Genomic DNA, 19,083 nt, shown 5'->3' with positions numbered 1-19,083 from the left:
TTGAAGTAACGAAGAAAGCGACCCAAGGGTCGCTTTTTTTGTGCCTGAAATTTGGAAGCGTTTTGAGGGGAAGCAACAGTCCTAGACCCTGAACCGCGCCACCAGTTGCTGCAACTCGCCGCCCAGACGCGCCAGTTCTACTGAGGAGGCCGCGGTCTGCTGTGAGGCCGTTGAAGACTGTTCAGCCACATCGCGGACACTGAGCACGCTGCGGTTGATCGATTCGGCCACAGCGCTCTGCTGTTCGGCAGCGGTAGCGATCTGCAGGTTCATGGTCTGGATGCTGGTGACCGTCTGGGTGATGGCTTGCAGCTCGATTCCCGCTTCATTGGCCAGCTCCACTGTAGTGCCGACCATCTGATGGCTGCTGTGCATCATCTCCGCAGCTTTCTGTGCCCCTTGTTGCAGTGAGACGATCAACGCTTCGATCTGTGCGGTGGACTGCTGGGTGCGCTTGGCCAACCCGCGCACTTCGTCGGCCACCACGGCGAAGCCGCGGCCGGCATCGCCAGCCCGCGCCGCTTCGATGGCGGCGTTGAGCGCCAGCAGGTTGGTCTGCTCGGCGATGGCGTTGATCACGGTCATGACACTACTAATGCGCTCGCTCTCTTCCGACAGCTGGTTAACCGCATTGGCGGAACTGCCGATGTCATTGGCCAGTTGCCCAATCTGGGTCAGCGCCCGCTGCACCACCTGATTGCCCTGGTTGGCCTGGCTGTTGGCCTGACGGGTGGCTTCGCTGGCTTCTTCGGCGTTGCGTGCCACTTCCTGTACGGTGGCGACCATCTCACTCATCGCCGTGGCCACCTGGTCAGTTTCGACCTTTTGGCTGCTGATGCCAGCGCTGGTCTGTTCGGTGATCGCCGACAGCTCTTCGGCGGCGGTGGACAACTGACGGGTGACATTGCCGGCCTGGCCAAGCATCTCGCGCAAGTTGTTGCCGCTTTGCTCCAGCGCCTGCAGGAGCTGGCCGAACTCGTCGCGACGCGGTTCGCTGGCGGTATTGGTCAGGTCGCCTTCACCAATACGTCGGGCGATCGCCACGGCCCGGCGCAAAGGCTGGGTGATCTGGTGAATGATCACTGCGCTGATGATCACACCCAGTAGCAGGGTGCAGAGCAGCAGGGCAAGCATCAGCGTGCGGCTGTGGCTGGATTCCTCGTTGCTCTGTTGATTTTGCAGGCTGATCAGTTGATTGATAGCCTCCAGGCCCTTGTGCACCTTCTCCAGCAACTGGTCATGGAGCTGTATTTGTTGCGGGCTGTTGATCGGTGCTGCCTGCAGCTGCTGGAACTGCTCCAGGTAGCGCTGCATGTCTTCCCGGGTGGTACTCAGCAGTCGCTGCGAGTCGGCGTCAGTCAGGTACTTGAGGTTTTCGTCGAGCAACTGCTTGGTTTGCTGATAGGCCTTGCTCAACTGGTTGGCGAAGATGGCTTCGTGGCGTTGCTCAAAGCTCAGCTGGGCCGCCCGCATTTCATTGAGGTTGTCGAGAATGTAGTTGACCGACACCAGCCGGTCGGCGCGCTGGGTCAAGGTGTTCAGGCTGTTGATGGCGGTGACGGCGAGGAGCACCATCAGCACCAGAATGGGGGTGAAGCCGAGCACCAGCTTCATTTTCACCGATACGTTTTTCACCGAGGTAACTCCTGTTGGCCTGTCTATGTGGGCGATGGCTACTTGCCAGCGTAGTCGGACATTGGCCGGGGAAGAAGCGAGATCAATACGGATTTTCAATAAGTGCCTTCTGAATGAACTTAAGATTTCTCGACCAGTGGCACCCCTCGTCATCCGCTTGATTTGCTGCCTCACCGATAAATTTTCTGTGGTGATTGCCCCGCTGCGGTTTCAGTGATCCGCCGATGTGTTGCACAATAGGCGTTGATCGTTTTACTCAGGATTTGCAATGTCAAAGTCAACCGTCTTCAGTGCGCTCGGGCTGGCCCTGGTGCTGGCGGGTGTTTCCGGCTGTTCTTCGAAGAAAGCTGCCATTTACGAACACGAGAATTTCGACGACTCGGGTACCTATTCGCGCAGCTTTGCGGTCAGCGAAGCCAGCACCTGTGAAGCGGCCCGTCGTGCCTTGCTCAGTCAGGGCTACATCATCACCAGCAGCGATGCCGGGCAGGTCAGTGGCAACAAGAGCTTCCAGCAGACTGGCGAGTCGCACTTGCAGATCAGCTTCAACGTGGTCTGTGCCAGCGACAGCGGCGACGAGCAACGCTCGACCATGTTTGCCAACGCCTTGCAGGACCGCTACGCGTTGAAAAAATCCAACACCTCGGCCAGCGTCGGGGTGGGCGTGCTGGGTTCGTTGTCGATGCCTATTGGCTCCACTGACGATTCCATGGTCAAGGTGGCTAGCGAAACGGTGACCTCGGCCACGTTCTACGAGCGTTATTTCGCGCTGGTCGAGAGTTTCCTGCCCAAGGAACAGAAGAAAAAGACCTCGCTGAATAAAGCGCAAGAGAAGCCCGCGCCAGCGCTGGGGATGCCTGAAAGTACCCCTGCGCCGGCACCCGCAGCCCTGGCCCCGGTCGAAGCACCTGCTCCTGTACCAGCCCCGGCGGTCATTGAGCAGACTCCGGCGCCAGCCCAGCAGGTGCCGGTTATCGAGGCCGCGCCGGCACCGGTAGTCGACGACAGCGCCGGCTCCAAGCCTGTGGCACCGCCTGTTGAGGCGACGCCGATCAATGTCGGGCAGCCTGCGCCCGCGGCGGCTGAACCGGTGTCGACGGTGGCCCCTGTCAGCAGCCCTGAACAGGCGCCGCAGTAGGCGCGGATAATTTTTCCATCAGCTGCTACGTTGTCTTGATACGCATCATTGTCATTTTTCTTTCATCGCGGCACTTTAGGCTCGATGACGAATCAATGAAATCAATGAGAAACGACGGAGCAGACGATGGACGACTATCAAGAAGAACTACTCGAATACCGCGCCTTTGAGCTCGACCCACCCGAGCCTGCCGAAGACGCCACCGAGCTGTAATCTCAGGCGCTACGCCGCTGACTGCGGCGAAACGCTCCCGGGGTCATGCTGTTCCAGCGTTTGAACGCGCGCTGAAAGGCTTCGGCCGAAGCAAATCCGAGCAAGTAGGCAATCTCGCCAAAGGCCAGTTCCGTGTCACGGATGTAGGTCATGGCCAGGTCGCGCCGGGTGTCGTTGAGGATGGCGCGAAACTGCGTGCCTTCCTCGGCCAGCTTGCGTCGCAGTGTCCAGGTCGGCAATTGCAGGTGCCGCGCCACTTCCTCCAGATCCGGTTCCCGTCCGCCATTGAGCAGTGGTCCGAGCAAATGGGCGATGCGTTCGCTCAGGCTACGGATTCGTGTCAGTTGTTCCAGTTCTGCCTCACACAGATTGAGCAAATGCCGCCAGGTGCTTGGGCAATGCGCCGGGTTGCGTAGCGCAAGGCTCGCTCGGCTCAGGCGCAACTGGTTGGTCTGGGCGCCAAACTGCACCGGGTTGCTGCACAGTGCTTGATAGTGGCTGGCATAGGCGGGGGCTTCGAACTCGATCTCCACCCGTTCGGCCACAAGGTTCACACCGGCCAGGCTCGATAACTGCGTCAGCCAGCCAGACAGCAGGGAATCCACCACAAAGCGGTTGTAGGCGTTGTAGGGGCTGATGGAGTAAAAACGCAGCCAGGCACCGCTGCTGTCTTCATGGAAGCTCGAATGACCACGGTAGTTGGCGGCATACAACGGCTCGAAGCGCAGCAAGGTGCGTGCTGCTTCACCGACGCTGGGGGCCTGGGCCGCGGTGACACCGGCCAGGCCCGCCTGGCTGAGGCGACTGATACGGCCCATCTGCAGGCCCAGGGCCGGGTCGCCGGTCAGTTCGATGGCCGCATGGCCCAGGTGCATGTAGCGCGGGATGGACAAGCGCGCGCCGGCTTCAGCCAGGCGTGCAGTGTCCAGGCCGTAGCGCTGCAGCAGCGCTGTGGGCTCGATGCCGCGTTGCTGCAGGGCTTCACTGAGGCTCTGGATAAAACCGACTGACAGGTCTCCCAGGCGCATCCGTGGGCGGTTCATGGCCGGCCTACAGCCACAGGTTCAGCATGCGAGCACCCGGGGTGCCGCTGCCGTTCAGGTTGAGGCCGGCGCGGTTGGCAAAACCCTGGCCATCGGCGACCACATCCCAGAAACGTCCACGCAAGAATACGCTCATGCTGCTCATGTCAGTGGGATGGGCATTCAGGGTCAGCTGTTGCCAGGCTTGGGCTTCACTGACTTCGCCGGGCTTGAACGGTAGCGAGGACGCCAGGGGTTGATGGCGGTTGCCGCGCCAGGGTCCGTTCCAGCTGTCCTTGCCACCCAGGAACGCCGGATTGGCAATAATCTGCGCCGATTGGTTAGCCAGCTGTTGCTGGTTGCTTGGGTACCAGCTGTCGCTGCCAATCAGCACGCCCAGGCGTCCGGCCGGGGTCTGCAGCACTTGTGGTGGCTGGTCGATGCCACTGTCGATAAAGCGGCGCACTTCACTGTCCGGGTGTTGCTGAAGTTGGGGCTGGCCGAGTACCGAGCCGTCGCCGGCGAACACCAGGCTGCTGTTGTACAGGGCGCCAGAGCCGACCCGTAAGGTGCCGCGCTCGACATAGGGTGATGGCAAGACAATCGAGCCCGCCACCAGGGTGACACCGAATTCCTTGGCCAGGCCGCCGAACACATGCTGGTAGTCGCTGGCCATCTGCTGCGCCTTCATGCGCAGGTGCGCATCGGCGCGGCGGTCATCGCCCTGGGCATTGAGCATGGCCAGGCCGTAGCTGATCGGGTTGCTTGCCTCCAGCCATTGCCAGGCCTCACGGCGTTGAGTGACCTGGTACAGCTGGTTTTTTTCGCCCCGAGCCCAGAGCCAGGTGCCGATGTGCTCGGGCAGGATGACAATGGTCCGGGCGTTGATCAGGCCTTGGCCGCGAGCCTTCTCCAGGTAGGCGGCCAACTTGCGGTGCAGGCGTTGCAGGTTCTGATAGTCACTGGGAAACAGTTGCGGCTCGACCCCCAGCAGGTTGCCGTGGTCGGCGGGCACGCCTGCGCTCAGGGCCAGCTCGATGCGCAGGTCCGACAGGTAATGCCCTGCCGGCCGTTGCTCAGTCCAGAGCCCGTAGCCACAGAGCGCAGCAATGACAACCAGCGCCAGGGCGCTTAACAGAAGTTTTCGCATGAAACCTTTACTTTTCGTCGAGGTATGAAACAGCAATACAGTAAATCAATGGGTGAGTGCAGGTCTTTTCCTCTGATCTCGAAAATGCAGTCACTTCAACCTTGTTTTTACGCTGAACAGGCAGTGATCCGGCGCTAACGAGTGCTCGCTCAAAGTAAAAGAGTGTACTGTTTGTACAACTTGGTTTTCAATTTCCTACGGGTGGCGTGCGCAAGCGTGCGGCCGACATCAATCGCCTGTCCGAAGGCGACTTGCCTGAAGTCGCCGCACATCTACTTGATTGCTACCGCTGACCTGGTTACGTCTCAGGGCTTGATCCCCTGCAAAAACTGACGCGCCTGCGCCTGAACAGCTGCGGGCGCGGTCAGGTTGCTGTCGATTACTGTTATCACCGCATGGCCTTTCCACAACAGGTAGGCATCGCTGTGCTGCTCGGCGGCGCTGGGCGCAGGCGGCGCCATCAGGTTGGCGCGCACCGTGCCGTCGGCGTCGCGCTGGGCAGTGAAGTTGACCCGGTCCCACGTGCCGATTGGCGCATAGCGCAGCGCTTTGACCTGGGCGGCGGCAAGCGCCGGATAGTTGATGTTGAAGCCACTGGTGCCTGGCAGGCCGAGCACGTTCAACTTGCCTTTGCTGTGCTTGCCGGCAGCGATGGCCTGTGCAATCACCCGGGTGGCGAACTGCGCAGTGTCGTCCATGGCGTCCAGGGTTTTGCGGTAGCCGGCCTGCTGGTCGCGCATGATCAGGTCCAGGTCGACCGCGGTCGACACCGCTACCGCTGGCACGCCCTTGATCATGGCGCGCACGGCGGCGTTGAGGGTGCCGGACATCTGTGTCAGGGGACCGACGTTCTCGCCGAAGTTGCTGCCCGAGACAACCAGGTCCGGGCGCTGGTCCTTGAGCAGCACATCCAGACCGACGTTGACGGCATCCACCGGCGTGCCGATGGCCGCAGTCTTGCCTGCGGGCGGCTGGTAGCCGGGGGGTGGGCCGACACAGTATTTGTTCGGCGCCAGTTCCGTCACCGCCATGGCCTGGCCGGGGATGACCACGCTGGCGGCGCCAATGCCGCTGCTGTCGTGCTGCGGGCCGACCAGGGTGACCTGATGGCCGGCGGCACTCAGCGCCCGGTACATCGCATCGATGCCCGGTGCGCGGCAGCCGTCGTCGTTGGTCAGGAGGATGTTCAGGGCTGAGGCGTTGAAGGAGAGGCTGGCGCCGACGAGGGCGCAGGCGCCGGTAAGCAGTTTGTTCATGGGAGGCTCCGGAAGGGGCAACGCCCCGACCGGGTCGGACGGGGCGTGGCAGGTCAGCGGGTACCGAGTTTGCGCAGGTTGCCGGGGGTGAACTCGTCGGCGCTGAAGTTGCTGGCATTGAGCTTGGCCGGTTTCTGCTCGTCGAGCAGGCGGTCGACCAGATAGGAGCCAGCGATCAGGTCATGGTAGACCCCCAGGCGGGCGTGGAAGCGCTGGATTTCATAGGCGTAGATCGAGGTCTGCATGTTGGTCCGCCACAATTGGCCACGGGCGTCGAAGTTGTCGGCCAGGGTTGCCGCCCAGCTGTCCTCATCGATGTAGATCAGGCGCTTGGCGTAGATATGCCGGGAATTGGGCTTGAGCGTCGCCTGCAGCACCCACACGCGGTGTTTTTCGTAGCGCATCAGGTCCGGGTTGATGTGACCATTGGACGACAGGATTTGCGCCGTTGTTACCTCCGGACTGTCGATCTTGTAGTTGTGGTAAGGGATATAGATCTCTTTCTTGCCGACGATGCTCCAGTCATAGCGGTCGGTCGCACCGTTGAACAGGCGGTCTTCATCATAGACGCGAAAGCCACCGGCACCTGTCGGCGAGTCGTAGCCGACGGTGGGCGCGCGGCGCACCCGGCGTTGGCCTGGGGTGTACTGCCAGGCCTGGCGGGGCTGGGCGGCGGCGTTGATGAACTCGTGGCCGACGATGATTTCGCCCTTCTTGCGCACCGGCTCCAGGGTGGTAAGCAGGAAGTCGGTGAATACACCATTGACGCTTTCGGCATTCTGTTTGGGGTCGGACCACAGCGAATAGATCTTGTAGTTGACCTTTTCCAGCGCTTTGTTGTTATCGGAATAAACCACCACTTGCTGGTAGTTGGCCTCTTCGGTGACGGCGCGCGCCTGCATGTTGTGATTAAGGATCAGTTCATTGCCGCTCTTCGGGATCGGGAAGGGCGAGGCACCGAAGGCGTTGAGGGCATCGTTGCCATCGCTACTGAGTGTGGCATTGAGGGCATTGCGCTTGAGCGCGTCTTCGCTGGCCTGGTCGACACGGAAATCGCGATGGCTAGGGTAGACCGGGATCTTGAACGAGTTCGGGTAGCGCTTGAACAGCGCCTTCTGGCCGTCGGTGAGGTTGGCGGCGTACTGCTCGACGTTTTGCGCGGTAATGACGAACAGTGGTTTTTCGTCCGCGTAAGGGTCGGGGTAAGGGCTGCCGGGCCCGGCGAACTTGAGTTGCGCTGGCAGGCCGCGCCACTTACCGGTCCAGGCCGGAATGCTGCCGTCGGCATTGCCGGCACGCTCGGCGCCGACCGGGGTCAGATCCTTGCCCAGACGGGCGGCATCGTCATTGCTGACGTTGGCGTGGGCCAGGCTCGCGCCGAGCAGGGCGACGGCGAGCGTGGTGCGCAACCAGGGGTGCTTGAGAGTAGACATGCGGTGCTCCTCCATCAGGGGCTCAGAAGCGGTATTTGAAGTTGAGGGCGACGTTGTCGCGGTCGGCCAGAGGCGAGTTGTTGGCGTTGCCAAGGTAGGCGTTGTAGAGCGCTTCGACGGTGAAGTTGCCGAGGTAGCGCCAGCTGCTGCCGATGCTCGCGCGCTCATCGCCTTGACCGGCGTTGATCGAGCCGGTCAGGGCGCTGTCATGCTGGGCGGCGCTGCTGTAGGTGAGTGGCACCGACATGTCCCAGCCGCTGAACACGTCGTTGTAGTCGAAGCTCGCCTGCACCGTGTAGCCCCAGGCGTCACGGTCCAGCACCAGGCTGTCGGTGCCGGGCAGGGTCAGGCCGGGGGCCAGGGTTACCGGGGTTGAGGCGTCGTTATCGAACACGGTGTTGTAGACCAGCTCGCCGACCAGCGTGGTGTTGTCGGCAAAGGCGGTGGGGCCAACCACATGGATCATCGACACCTGGGCCTGCAGCGTCTGCGCCCGCACGGGGCTTGAGAAACCGTTGTCGACCATCACTGGTGCGCCGTCGCGGTAGCTGACTTCACCGGCGATGCTGGTGTCGCCGAGCACTGTGGCGAAGCTCGCGCCGTACTGATCGATGTTGTCGAAGTAGCGCACGCGGTAGTGGCCCAGGTCGCTCTGGAAGTCCAGAGATGGGTTCTTATCGTGGTAACGCGAGTAGTAGATACCGAACTCGGTGTTGTTCAGCGACTCGGCGGTGTAGCGCAGGGCGACGCCATACTGGCCGCTGTCACTCGGTTCGTCGTCCTTGAGGCGGGTGACGAAGCCGCTGGCGTCGCTGAAGCCGCCACGGTCGATAAAGTCGGTGCTCGAAAAGTAGCTGCCGACCCCGAACAGCTCGGTCTTCTCCCATTTGTACTGGTAGTAGGCCTGCAGCTCCAGCGCGTCGGTCAGGCTGAACTGGCCGAACACCTGGCCCACCGGCAGCAGCACTTCCTTGACCTCAACCCCGGGAGTGGTGGCCTTGGTCGCATCGACCGGGCTCTGTGCAGCGGAGATGCCCGGGTAAAACAGGCTTTCGCCCCAGCTCACGACCTGGTCACCCAGCCGCAGGTTGAGGTTGTGGCCGCCGACGTCCCAACTGCCGTAGGCATAGGCGTCGAGCAGGCGCAGGTCATCGCGGTGCTGGTCGATGGTGTCCTGGGAGAAGCGGTCGGCGCGCCGGCAGTTGCCGCTGGCCAGGCAATTGGAGGCACCGGTGCCGTTGTCGTTGCCCTGGTCATAGACATTGTCGTAGAAGCCCGCAGCCCGTACGAACAGGCCGTAGTCGTTCTGCCACTTGAGGTTGGCCTCGGTGAGGAAGCCCGCGCGGTTGGTGATCAGGCTGCCCTTGTCGAACGCGTTGTCGCCATCGTTGCCGTCGGCGTTGGCCACCAGCTTGTGGTCGCGTCCCTCGGTCCGCCAGGCCAGGCTGTAGGTCAGGGTGGTGTCCCAGTCGATACTCAGGTCATCGTTGGCCTGGAAGGTCAAGGCACTGGCCGGGCTGCCCAACCCGCCGACCAGCATCAACAGTCCCAGGCGCACGCAGGTGTTCAGTGGAGGTGGGGCGATTGTTGTTTTTATCATGTCGTCCTCATGCAGCGGTCAGACCTGCCCGACCGACTTGTTTCAAGGTGGGAGGTGAAGCTGGGGCGACTATGGAATCCCCTTGATGGCGCAACATCGTCCAAGCGGACTAAGTGCAGTCGCCGAGTGAGCGGGGTGCTGGCGCTAGTCCCATTGGACGATGTTGGCCGGCGTCGGGCCGCCAACAATCAGCGGGCCATTGCCCCCGGCCGGCGGCCGGCGCGGCTTTCTGTTGCCTGTGGGAGGTGAGCGCATGAACGATGCCGGGATCAAGTGGGACGAATGTTGCGACGTACTGGTGATCGGCTCGGGGGCCGGCGGCATGACCGCGGCGCTGCGTGCCCATGACCTGGGGCTTGGCGCTCTGGTGATCGAGAAGAGCAGCGAATACGGCGGTACCTCGGCGGTGTCCGGCGGTGGTATCTGGATCCCCGACAACCATCGCATCAGCGCCCTGGGTGGGCAGGACTCGGCCGAGGAGGCGATCGCCTACCTCAAAGCCGTCACCCGTGGCGAGATCGACGATGGGCGCATCGAGACCTATGTGGAGCAGGGCCGCAAGATGGTCGAATACCTCGAACAGCATTCCCGGGTGCGCTTCGAGGCGCAGCCGCACTATGCCGACTATTACCCTGAGGTGCCTGGCGGCAAGGCCGGTTATCGCTCCATGGACCCGCAACCGTTCGATGCCGCCGCCTTGGGTGAAGAGTTTTTGCGCATGCGCGCGCCGTCACCGGGCACGTTGATGATGGGGCGCATGGCCATGACCATGAAGGAAGCGCAGGTGCTGCTCTGTCGCGGCAAGGGCTGGCTGGGGCTGACCCTGCGGGTGATGTGGCGTTACTGGCGGGACCGCGAAGGTCGCAAGCTGTCGCGCCGCGACCGCTACCTGACGCTGGGCAACGCCCTGGTCGGTGCCTTGCGTTGTTCGTTGCTCGATCGCGGGGTGCCGCTGTGGCTCAACTGCTCGCTGGAGCAGTTGCTGATCGTCGGTGAGCGGATCGGCGGCGCCCAGGTTTGCCGTGACGGCAAAGTGCTGAGGATCAAGGCGCGCCACGGGGTGATCATTGCCGCCGGTGGCTTCGAGCGTAACCAGGCGATGCGTAGCCAGTACCACCCTCAGCCTTCGCAGGCCGACTGGAGCGCTACGCCGCCTGGCAACACCGGCGACGGCATCTGTGCCGGCCAGGCGCTCGGCGCACGTACTGCACTGATGGCGCACAGCTGGTGGGCACCGACCACCCATGTGCAGGGTGAGGAGAAACAGCGAGCACTGTTCGTCGAGCGCACCTTGCCCGGTTGCATCCTGGTCAACTCGGCCGGCGAGCGCTTCGTCAACGAGGCCGCGCCCTACACCGACATCGTCTATGCCATGTATGCCAACAATCGCGAAGATGCCAGCAGCGTGCCGTGCTGGATGGTCTTCGATGCCAGTTTTCGCCGTAAATACCCCTGTGGCGCCTTGTTGCCAGGCTATGCCCAGCGCGACTGGCAGTTGCCCCGGCACCTGCGCGGCTACTTCCATAAGGCCGCTAGCCTGGAAACGCTGGCCGCCAGCATCGGCGTCGAGGCGGCTGGCCTGGCACGTACCGTGCTGCGTTTCAATACCATGGCCAGCTGCGGTCGGGATGCTGACTTCGGCAAGGGAGAATCGCTGTTCGACCGCTATTACGGCGACCCTGGTGTGCAGCCTAATCCTTGCCTGGCGCCGTTGCTCAAAGCGCCGTTCTATGCGGTGCGCGTGGATGCCGGCGATATCGGCACCAAGGGCGGGCTGCTGACGGACGTGCATGCACGGGTGCTGCACGAAGATGGCCAACCGATTCTCGGCCTGTATGCCATCGGTAACAGCGCGGCGTCGATGATGGGGCGTACCTATCCCGGCGCCGGCTCCACCCTCGGCCCGGCCATGACCTTCGGCTACCTGGCCGCCAACCATATTGGTCTGCAAAGCCAACACCCAAGCACATGCCAAAGCCCGTCGGCACAGGCCTCTTGAGGACAGTGAAAATGAGCAAAGATCATAGTCAGGTCGCTGTGGTAACCGGTGCCAGCCGGGGTGTCGGCCAGGGAATTGCACTGGCGCTCGGCGCTGCCGGTATGACCGTCTATGTCAGCGGACGGGCGCCGGGGCAGGGCGGTTCGAGGTTGCATGGGCATGCCCTGGACGGTGACCTGGAGGATACCGCCCGGGCCATTACCGCCGTGGGCGGGCAGGGTATCGCGGTAGTCTGCGATCACCATGACGACGTCCAGGTCGAGGCACTGTTCGCCCAGGTTGAACGCGAATGCGGACACCTGGATCTGCTGGTCAACAATGCCGCCTTCATCCATGACCAATTGATCGAACCGGGACCGTTCTGGAACAAGCCGCTGGATCTGGTGCGCATCCTTGATGTCGGTCTGCGCTCGGCCTATGTCGCCAGCTACCATGCCGCCCGGTTGTTGCTGCGTAGCCGCCAGGGCCTGATCTGCTTTACCTCATCGTTTGGTGCCGGTTGCTACATGCACGGCCCGGCTTATGGCGCGCAGAAGGCTGGTTGCGACAAGCTGGCCGCGGACATGGCGGTCGACTTCGAGAACCGGGGCGTGGCGGCCTTGTCACTCTGGTTGGGCCCGCAATTGACAGCGCGCACGCGCATTGCCGCAGAGCAACATGGCGAGCAATACAAAGCCTTTCTGGCCCATGCTGAAACCCCGCAGTTCAACGGACGCATCATCCACGCCTTGCTCAATGATCCACAATTGATGAGTTACTCAGGCCAGACCCTGATCAGCGCCGAAATCGCCCCGCGTTACGGCATCAGTGAGGCTGGCGGACGCCAACCGCCTTCCCACCGGTCACTGTTGGGCGATCCCCGCCAACAGCATCCTGCGCGGGTGATCTGAATCGGGTGTCTGGTGGGGGCGAGCCTGCTCCCAGCGGATTTCCCTGAGAAACTAAGGTTCTTCACGGAATCCCGGGAAGTATGGTCCTTGGGTTGGCTTGGGTTGGGTTGGGTTGTTGAGGCTGCGAGCTTATCCATTCAATGCGGCGCCGCTGCTGGCCCCTTCCGCCTTTACGGCGGGTCCCTTTTGTCTTGGCAAAAGGAACCAAAACCGCTTGCTCCTGCATACGGCCCTACGCTGCGCTCCGGGTCCCCTCGCTACGGCGCCTGAACTTGTGTGCATGAAGATCAAGAGCGAGAGCGAGTCGGTACTCTCTTTACCAGCGGGCTTGTCCCGCGATGGCGTCAGCCTGGCTCCGCCAACATCTGATTTCGAAGATACGCCAGCGCAGGCGCCGCCCGTAACTTCGCGACTTCAGGAGGCCGAGCGGAGGTGTCTGGAGGGGGCTGGTGCGCAGCACCCTTCGGCGTAAGCCGAAGTCGCGAGCCGTAGACTTGGCGCAGCAAGTCGTAGGCCGCGATGCCCCTGGAAGACACCGAAGCGAGGGAACCCGGAGCGCAGCGTAGGGCCGTATGCAGGAGCGAGCGGTTTTGGTTCCTTTTGCCAAGACAAAAGGGACCCGCCGTAAAGGCGGAAGGGGCCAGCAGCGGCGCCACAGCGAATGGATAAGCTCGCAGCCTCAACAACCCAACCCAAGGATCATAGTCCCCAGGATTCCGTGAAGAGCCGAAACTAAACCCAGCGCTCACGCAACACCTGCTTGGCCACCTTGCCCGTGGCATTGAGCGGCATGGCTTCAATCACCTGCACCCGCCGTGGCACTTTGTAGTTGGCCATCTGCTCCCGGCACCAGGCAACGAACTGCAGCGGATCAATCTCCTGCCCGGGCACCGGCAACAGGAACGCCATGGCTACTTCCCCCATGCGCTCGTCGGCAATGCCGATCACCGCCGCCTGGGCGACGCTGGGATGCAGCAGCAGCGACTGCTCGATTTCTGCCGGGTAGACGTTGAATCCACCGGTAATGAACATGTCCTTGAGCCGGTCGGTGATACGCAGGTAGCCGTCTTCATCGAGCACGCCGATATCACCGGTATGCAACCAGCCCTCGGCATCGATGACGTCCTGGCTCGCTTGCGGGTCATTGAGGTAACCCTGCATCAGGTTGTAGCCACGGATCAGCACTTCACCCGGCACATTGGCCGGCACCCTGGCGCCGTTGCTGTTCACACAGCGGATTTCAACCCCAGGCATGGCCCGCCCACTGGTGTTGGCGACGCGTTCGGCACTGTCGCCAGGGCGACAGATGCTGGCAAAGCCGCAGACTTCGGTGAGGCCGTAGGCGGTGACGACGGTGGCAAAGCCCAGTTCATCGCGCATGCGCCGGATCATCTCCACCGGGATCGCCGCAGCTCCGGTGACCGCGATGCGCAACGAGCTGAGGTCGTACGCCTGGCGCTGCGGATGGGCCAGCAGCGATTGGTAGAGGGTCGGCGGGCCAGGTAGCACGTTGATGCGCTCACGCTGGACGCAATCGAGCAGCGCCTGCACCTCGAACACCTGCTGCGGCACGATGGTGCAGCCGCGCATCAGCGCTGCCAGCCAGCCGGCCTTGTAGCCGAAGGAATGGAAGAACGGATTGACGATCAGGTAACGATCCCCCGCGCGCAAGCCGACGATCTCGCTCCAGTCCCGTACCACGCGCAGGTTCTGCCCCTGCTGGGTCATCACGCCCTTGGGCGTGCCGGAGGTGCCGGAGGTGAACAGCAGGTCGGATAACACCTGGGGGCCGACGCACTGTTCGCGGGCTTGCAGCGTGGCTTCTGGCACCTGCTCGGCCAACGCCATGAACTCATCCCAGCCCAGGCCACCCGCCACGGGCGCTTCAGGGCGCAAGTGGATGACCTGGCACAACGCCGGCAAGGCTTCGGTGGCCAGCATGCCGGGGTAGTCGGTGCCGAGGAAGCGGCTGATGCTGAACAGCACGCAGGCGTTGCTCTCACGCAGCACATGCCCGGCCTCGCTGCCCTTCATTCGCGTGTTCAGCGGCACCAGGGTGGCACCGATGCTCTGCAGGGCGCCGGCCGCGACAATCCATTCCCAGAGATTGGGCGCCCAGATCGCCACGCGGTCCGCCACTTGCACGTCCAGGGCCAGCAAGGCGCGGGCGGCGTGCTGGCGAAGCTGTTCGAGCTGGCGGTAGCTGATGCGCTGGCCATCCTCGATGGCCGCGCTGTCGCCGTAAACACGGGCCGCGTTGGCGAACAGTTGGGCGATGGTCAGAGCGTTTTCGACAGACGGCATGATGCCTCCTCAGGCAGAGGATGAAGGAGCAGGAAAAACGGCCGGGCAGGGCGCCCGGCCGACGTGGTCAGGCGCTGGGTGGGGCGAAGCGGCGGCCGGCGGAGAAGCCGCCGTCCACGGCGATCATCTGGCCGCTGACGAAAGAGGACTCGTCCGAGGCGAGGAACAGGGCGACATTCGCCACCTCGTCCGGTTGCCCGGAGCGGTTGAGCATGTGCTGCGAAGCGAAGAACGCATGGAACGCCTGTTGTTCGCGGACCATGCTGGTCATCGGTGTTTCAATCAGGCCGGGGCACAGGCCATTGACGCGGATATTGGCATAGCCGTAATCAATGGCCATGGAGCGGGTCAGCTGGTTGATACCGCCCTTGGAGACGTTGTAAGCGACGTTGCCGTCGCAGCCCTGCAGGCCGAAGATCGAGCCGATGTTGATGATCGAGCCGCTGCGCTGCGACTCCATCTGCGCCAACACGTGCTTGCTGGTGAGCATGCTGCCGGTGAGGTTGATGTCCAGTACCCGCTGCCAGTTGGCGGTGCTGGTTTGCGTCACGCTGCCCTGGTCGGCGACACCGGCGGCATTGACCAGCACGTCGATGCCGCCGAAGCGGCTGATGACTTCGCCCATCACCTGTTGCACCCGCGTCTCATCGCGCACATCCAGGGTCATGAACAGGCCGGGAAAGTCCGCCGGGGCCTCGCCGATGTCCAGGCCCACGACCTGGGCGCCCTCGGCGCTGAAGCGGCGCACGCACGCCAGGCCGATACCCGATGCGCCACCGGTGACCACGGCGACCTTGTTGTGCAAACGAGCCATAACTGAACCTCTCTTATTGTTGTGGAGCTTCCTGACGCCGAGTCTAACCGCAGACACGTACGAGGTGATCGTCCATTGAGACTAGCGGGCACGCCGCCTCAACCGGGGAACTTCAAGCGTACCCGGGCGCCGAGCGGACGGCTCTGGCAGGCCAGGGTCCAACCGTCCTGCAACTCCCGGGCGCTGAGCACATCGTTGCGCGCCAGGCGCGTCTCACCCTCCAGCACCGTGCACATGCAGGCCCCGCAGAAACCTTCCTCGCAAGACGACGGCACGTCCAGGCCGGCGGCCCGGCAGCTTTGCAGCAAGGTATCGCCGGGGCGACAGGGGATTTCGTGTTGCTGGCTGTCCAGCTCCACTAGCAGCAATTGGCAGGCCGAACCGATACTCGCCGCACGGGCAATGGCCTCTTGCGCCGCGACTTCATCGGGGTCGGGCGGCGAGACAAAGCGCTCGACATGAATGCACTGGGCAGCTTCACCCAGGGCCAGCAGGCTACGTTCGACGGTATCCATGAACGGCCCCGGACCGCAGATGAAATAATCGCCGCCACGCTGACCCTGCACTAGTTGGCGCACCTGAGCTTCGCTGAGAAAGCCCTGGAGCGAATCGAGCAGGTGAATGATCTCCAGCCGATGCGGATGGTCCTGGCTCAGTTGCCGCAGCTCGTCGCGAAAGATCACCGACGCTTCGTCGCGGTTGGCGTAGATCAGTTTGATCCGTCGCTTGCTGGTGTGCAGCGACGACTTGAGAATGGACATCACCGGGGTGATACCGGAGCCGCCGCCGAACAGCACCAGCGGCCGTGCACTGTCGCCAGCGTGCTGTTCACCCAGGCAAAAGTGCCCGGCGGGAGGCAGCACTTCGAGCCAGTCGCCGACCTGCACGTGCTGATTCATCCAGTTTGACACCCGGCCGCCGGCAACCCGCTTGATGGTGACCTTGGGCTGGGCATCGCAAACCGGCGAGCTGGCCATGGAGTAGCAGCGGGTCAGGAGTTTGCCGGCGCAGGGCACGCGAAAGCTGAGGAACTGGCCTGGCTTGTAGCGAAACCGCTCGCGCAGTGGCGCCGGCACCTCCAGTACCAGTGAACGCGCGTCGGCGGTTTCGTCGATCACCGCGCTGACTTGCAGCCGATAGCTTCCCGCGCTGGTGGAAGCGAGCGAGTCCTGCTCAAGCGCTTGCATGCCCATGTTCATCCTGACCTCAAATACCGCTGATCAATTGAGCGTTGTCGACGCGCACCTCGGCGCCGTTGACGAAACGCGACTCATCGCTGGCCAGGAACAGCACCACATTGGCGATATCCCGTGGTGCGCACATACGGTTCATCGGGTCCTGGTCGAGCAGTGCCTGGTCGATTACCTGGCCGCCGGTCAGGGCCTGGGTCATCGGCGTGTTGACCCCGTCCGGGTGCACACTGTTGCAGCGGATGCGGTAGCCCTTCTGTTTGCAGTGCAGGGCAATCGAGCGGGTCATCGCCGCGACTGCGCCCTTGGAGGCGGAATAGGCACAGAACATCGGCATGGCGCCCAGGGCCGCCACCGAGGACATATTGACGATCGAGCCGCCGCTTTCCTTCATCGCCGCGATGGCGTACTTGCAGCCAAGGAAATAACCGTCGCCGTTGATCTTCTGCACCTTCTGCCAGACTTCCAGCGAGGTGTCTTCGATGGTCCCTGGCACCAGGATGGCGGCGTTGTTGACCAGCACATCGAGGCGCCCGAAGTGTTCCAGCGTGGTCTTGATCACCCGTTGCCAATCGTCTTCGCTGGCAATGTCATGGCGGATGAACAGGGCATTGGCGCCGATCTCGGCGGCGACCTCACGACCGGCCTGTTCATTGAGGTCGGTGAGCACCACCCGGGCGCCCTGGCTGGCCAGCAGCAGGGCATCTTCGCGACCGATGCCGCTGGCGGCGCCGGTGACAATGCAGACTTTGCCTTCTACACGTTGCATGGTTGTACTCCTGATGTAGCGCTGTTGGGATCGGTGAGCGCGGCGATGTGCGCCGCCGCACGCCGACCGGAATAGATGCAGTCGGCCAGCGACAGGCCGGAGACATACAGATTGGAAGCGATGCCCACCGCGCTGCGCCCGGCGCTGTACAACCCGGCGATAGGCGCGCCGTGCAGGTCCAATACCTGGCCGCTGCGTTCATTGACACGCAGGCCGCCAAGGGTGATGGCTGGGCAGGGAAACAGGCGGCTGTCATAGGACAGGTCGAGGGCGTACCAGGGCCCGGCTTCCAGCGAGCTGAGCATGGCCGGCGATTTACCCAGCGGATCGGCCATTTCGCCGCGCGCCGCGCAGCTGTAAGCCGCCACGCTCTGGCGCAGGCTGTCGCTCGGCAGCCCATAGCGCTTGGCGAGGGTTTCCAGGCTCTTGCTGCGCCGCACGTTGAACAGCAGGTTGAGCAGCACCGGCACGCGCTGGAACTGCCAGACCTTGCCCGGGCCCACCTGGCTGAGCGCTTCGCGCACCAGGGTGCGGTTGAGAATCAGGATGGCCCGGCCATTCTGTTCCTCGACCATGGCATGGCCGAGGGTGGCGCCGTAGACCTCTTCGTTGCAGTAGCGCCGGCCCTGGCCGTTGACGATCATCCCGCGGGCCCACGCCAGCGGCGGGTTGATGAAGCGCCAGGCACTGATCTTGTCCATGCGTGCCAGCGCGCCACCGGCGCTCTGGCCCAGGGCGATGCCGCTGCCGTCACAGGCGGTAGTCCCCAACGGCAGGCCCGCCAGGTACTGCGGCGCGTGATGCTTGACCAGGGCACGGTTGAAGATGAAACCGCCGCAGCTGAGCAATACGCCTTTGCTGGCGCGGATCAAGGTGCGCACGGCATGACGCTGTTCGATCCGTCGCAGGCGTTTGCGCAGTTGCTCGGCCAGCGCCGGGGCGTACATATGAATGGCGCTGGCCCAGCGTGCCAGACGGGCATGGCGGCGAGCGGCGCGGCTGCCCGGGGCTAGTTGCCAGGCTTCGACGCCCAGGACCCGGTCGCTGTCATCCAGCACTAGCTGGCGAACTTCGCATTGGCTGCGCAAGCGCACGCCCTGGCGCAAGGCGCTGGCCCGCAATGGCGCGAACAGACTGGCACCGGACATCCCCGGCCCCTTGGCCCGGTGCCCGCGCGGCGCAGGGGCAGCGTGGGCGGCATAGGCCGGTACGGCTTCGTTGCCTGAGTAATACAGGTAGTACTGGTCGCTGGGGTACGAGGTTTTTTGCGGCGGCACACTGGCCTCGAAGGTTACCCCCTGGCGTTCCAGCCAGGTCAGTTGCTCGCGGCTACGTTCACAGAAGTCGCGCAAGGTGGTCTCGCCAACCGCGTCGCCGACCTCCTGGCGCAGGTAGTTGAACATCGCCTCGACGCTGTCCTGATAGCCGGCACGCTGCTGGTAGGGCGTGCCGCCACCGGCGTAGACCACGCCACCGCTGAGCGCCGTGGCACCGCCGCCGTCGAAACGGTCCAGGGCCAGCACACTGAGCCCGTGGCTGGCCGCTTCGATGGCGGCGCATGCGCCAGCGCCGCCGAAGCCGACCACCAGCAGCTCGGCCTGCTCGTCCCAGCGCAATTGCTCGGCACTGCTCACACGCAGTGGCGTCAACGCCGTCAGGCGATCCATGGC

The 19,083-nt window shown here is 63.3% G+C and carries 14 protein-coding genes; 3 read left to right on the top strand and 11 right to left on the bottom strand.

Features of this window, described 5'->3' with window-relative positions:
- Positions 1 to 81: 81 nt before the first annotated feature.
- On the bottom strand, positions 82 to 1,635 hold the full coding sequence (locus ACRESH_RS18790) for a methyl-accepting chemotaxis protein (protein ID WP_431743383.1): 1,554 nt from the start codon (positions 1,633 to 1,635) through the stop codon (positions 82 to 84).
- 268 nt (positions 1,636 to 1,903) lie between these two features.
- Here ACRESH_RS18790 and ACRESH_RS18785 point away from each other — a divergent pair, with 268 nt between their 5' ends.
- A complete protein-coding gene (locus ACRESH_RS18785; RefSeq protein WP_431743382.1) occupies positions 1,904 to 2,773 on the top strand; it encodes a DUF2242 domain-containing protein in 870 nt (289 codons plus the stop codon).
- 215 nt (positions 2,774 to 2,988) lie between these two features.
- On the opposite strand, the gene ACRESH_RS18780 is transcribed toward ACRESH_RS18785, so the two are convergent.
- The 5 genes from ACRESH_RS18780 to ACRESH_RS18760 all read right to left on the bottom strand — a co-directional run bounded on the left by ACRESH_RS18780 (position 2,989) and on the right by ACRESH_RS18760 (position 9,447).
- Positions 2,989 to 4,029, bottom strand: coding sequence for an AraC family transcriptional regulator (locus ACRESH_RS18780; protein ID WP_431743381.1), 1,041 nt, complete (start codon positions 4,027 to 4,029; stop codon positions 2,989 to 2,991).
- Positions 4,030 to 4,036: 7 nt separating this feature from the next.
- The gene (locus ACRESH_RS18775) at positions 4,037 to 5,158 is read right to left on the bottom strand and encodes a nitrilase-related carbon-nitrogen hydrolase (protein WP_431743380.1); all 1,122 of its coding nucleotides are present in this window, start codon (positions 5,156 to 5,158) and stop codon (positions 4,037 to 4,039) included.
- A 305-nt stretch (positions 5,159 to 5,463) separates the two neighbouring features.
- A complete protein-coding gene (gene surE, locus ACRESH_RS18770) occupies positions 5,464 to 6,414 on the bottom strand; it encodes a 5'/3'-nucleotidase SurE (RefSeq protein WP_431743379.1) in 951 nt (316 codons plus the stop codon).
- A 53-nt stretch (positions 6,415 to 6,467) separates the two neighbouring features.
- The gene (locus tag ACRESH_RS18765) at positions 6,468 to 7,847 is read right to left on the bottom strand and encodes a DUF1329 domain-containing protein (protein WP_431743378.1); all 1,380 of its coding nucleotides are present in this window, start codon (positions 7,845 to 7,847) and stop codon (positions 6,468 to 6,470) included.
- A 22-nt stretch (positions 7,848 to 7,869) separates the two neighbouring features.
- Positions 7,870 to 9,447: a DUF1302 domain-containing protein gene (locus ACRESH_RS18760; RefSeq protein WP_431743377.1), complete on the bottom strand. Its 1,578-nt coding sequence runs from the start codon at positions 9,445 to 9,447 to the stop codon at positions 7,870 to 7,872.
- Positions 9,448 to 9,700: 253 nt separating this feature from the next.
- On the opposite strand from ACRESH_RS18760, the gene ACRESH_RS18755 reads away from it, so the two are divergent.
- Both ACRESH_RS18755 and ACRESH_RS18750 read left to right on the top strand, forming a co-directional pair.
- The gene (locus tag ACRESH_RS18755; RefSeq protein ID WP_431743376.1) at positions 9,701 to 11,446 is read left to right on the top strand and encodes an FAD-binding protein; all 1,746 of its coding nucleotides are present in this window, start codon (positions 9,701 to 9,703) and stop codon (positions 11,444 to 11,446) included.
- An 11-nt stretch (positions 11,447 to 11,457) separates the two neighbouring features.
- On the top strand, positions 11,458 to 12,336 hold the full coding sequence (locus ACRESH_RS18750; protein WP_431743375.1) for an SDR family NAD(P)-dependent oxidoreductase: 879 nt from the start codon (positions 11,458 to 11,460) through the stop codon (positions 12,334 to 12,336).
- Between the two features lie 732 nt (positions 12,337 to 13,068).
- Here ACRESH_RS18750 and ACRESH_RS18745 read toward each other — a convergent pair.
- The 5 genes from ACRESH_RS18745 to ACRESH_RS18725 all read right to left on the bottom strand — a co-directional run bounded on the left by ACRESH_RS18745 (position 13,069) and on the right by ACRESH_RS18725 (position 19,080).
- A complete protein-coding gene (locus tag ACRESH_RS18745) occupies positions 13,069 to 14,640 on the bottom strand; it encodes a FadD3 family acyl-CoA ligase (protein ID WP_431743374.1) in 1,572 nt (523 codons plus the stop codon).
- A gap of 67 nt (positions 14,641 to 14,707) precedes the next feature.
- Positions 14,708 to 15,454: an SDR family NAD(P)-dependent oxidoreductase gene (locus tag ACRESH_RS18740; protein ID WP_431743373.1), complete on the bottom strand. Its 747-nt coding sequence runs from the start codon at positions 15,452 to 15,454 to the stop codon at positions 14,708 to 14,710.
- 98 nt (positions 15,455 to 15,552) lie between these two features.
- Positions 15,553 to 16,647: a 2Fe-2S iron-sulfur cluster-binding protein gene (locus ACRESH_RS18735; protein ID WP_431743372.1), complete on the bottom strand. Its 1,095-nt coding sequence runs from the start codon at positions 16,645 to 16,647 to the stop codon at positions 15,553 to 15,555.
- 13 nt (positions 16,648 to 16,660) lie between these two features.
- Complete coding sequence (locus tag ACRESH_RS18730; protein ID WP_431743371.1) at positions 16,661 to 17,413, bottom strand: glucose 1-dehydrogenase; 753 nt, start codon at positions 17,411 to 17,413, stop codon at positions 16,661 to 16,663.
- The gene (locus ACRESH_RS18725; protein WP_431743370.1) at positions 17,401 to 19,080 is read right to left on the bottom strand and encodes an FAD-binding protein; all 1,680 of its coding nucleotides are present in this window, start codon (positions 19,078 to 19,080) and stop codon (positions 17,401 to 17,403) included. Before ACRESH_RS18725 ends, ACRESH_RS18730 begins: the two co-directional genes overlap by 13 nt.
- Positions 19,081 to 19,083 lie beyond the last annotated feature (3 nt).

The organism is Pseudomonas sp. (genome assembly GCF_050739775.1).
GTDB lineage: Bacteria > Pseudomonadota > Gammaproteobacteria > Pseudomonadales > Pseudomonadaceae > Aquipseudomonas.
The sequence above is the reverse complement of the archived record's forward strand: the minus strand, read 5'-3'. Positions and strand labels throughout refer to the sequence as shown.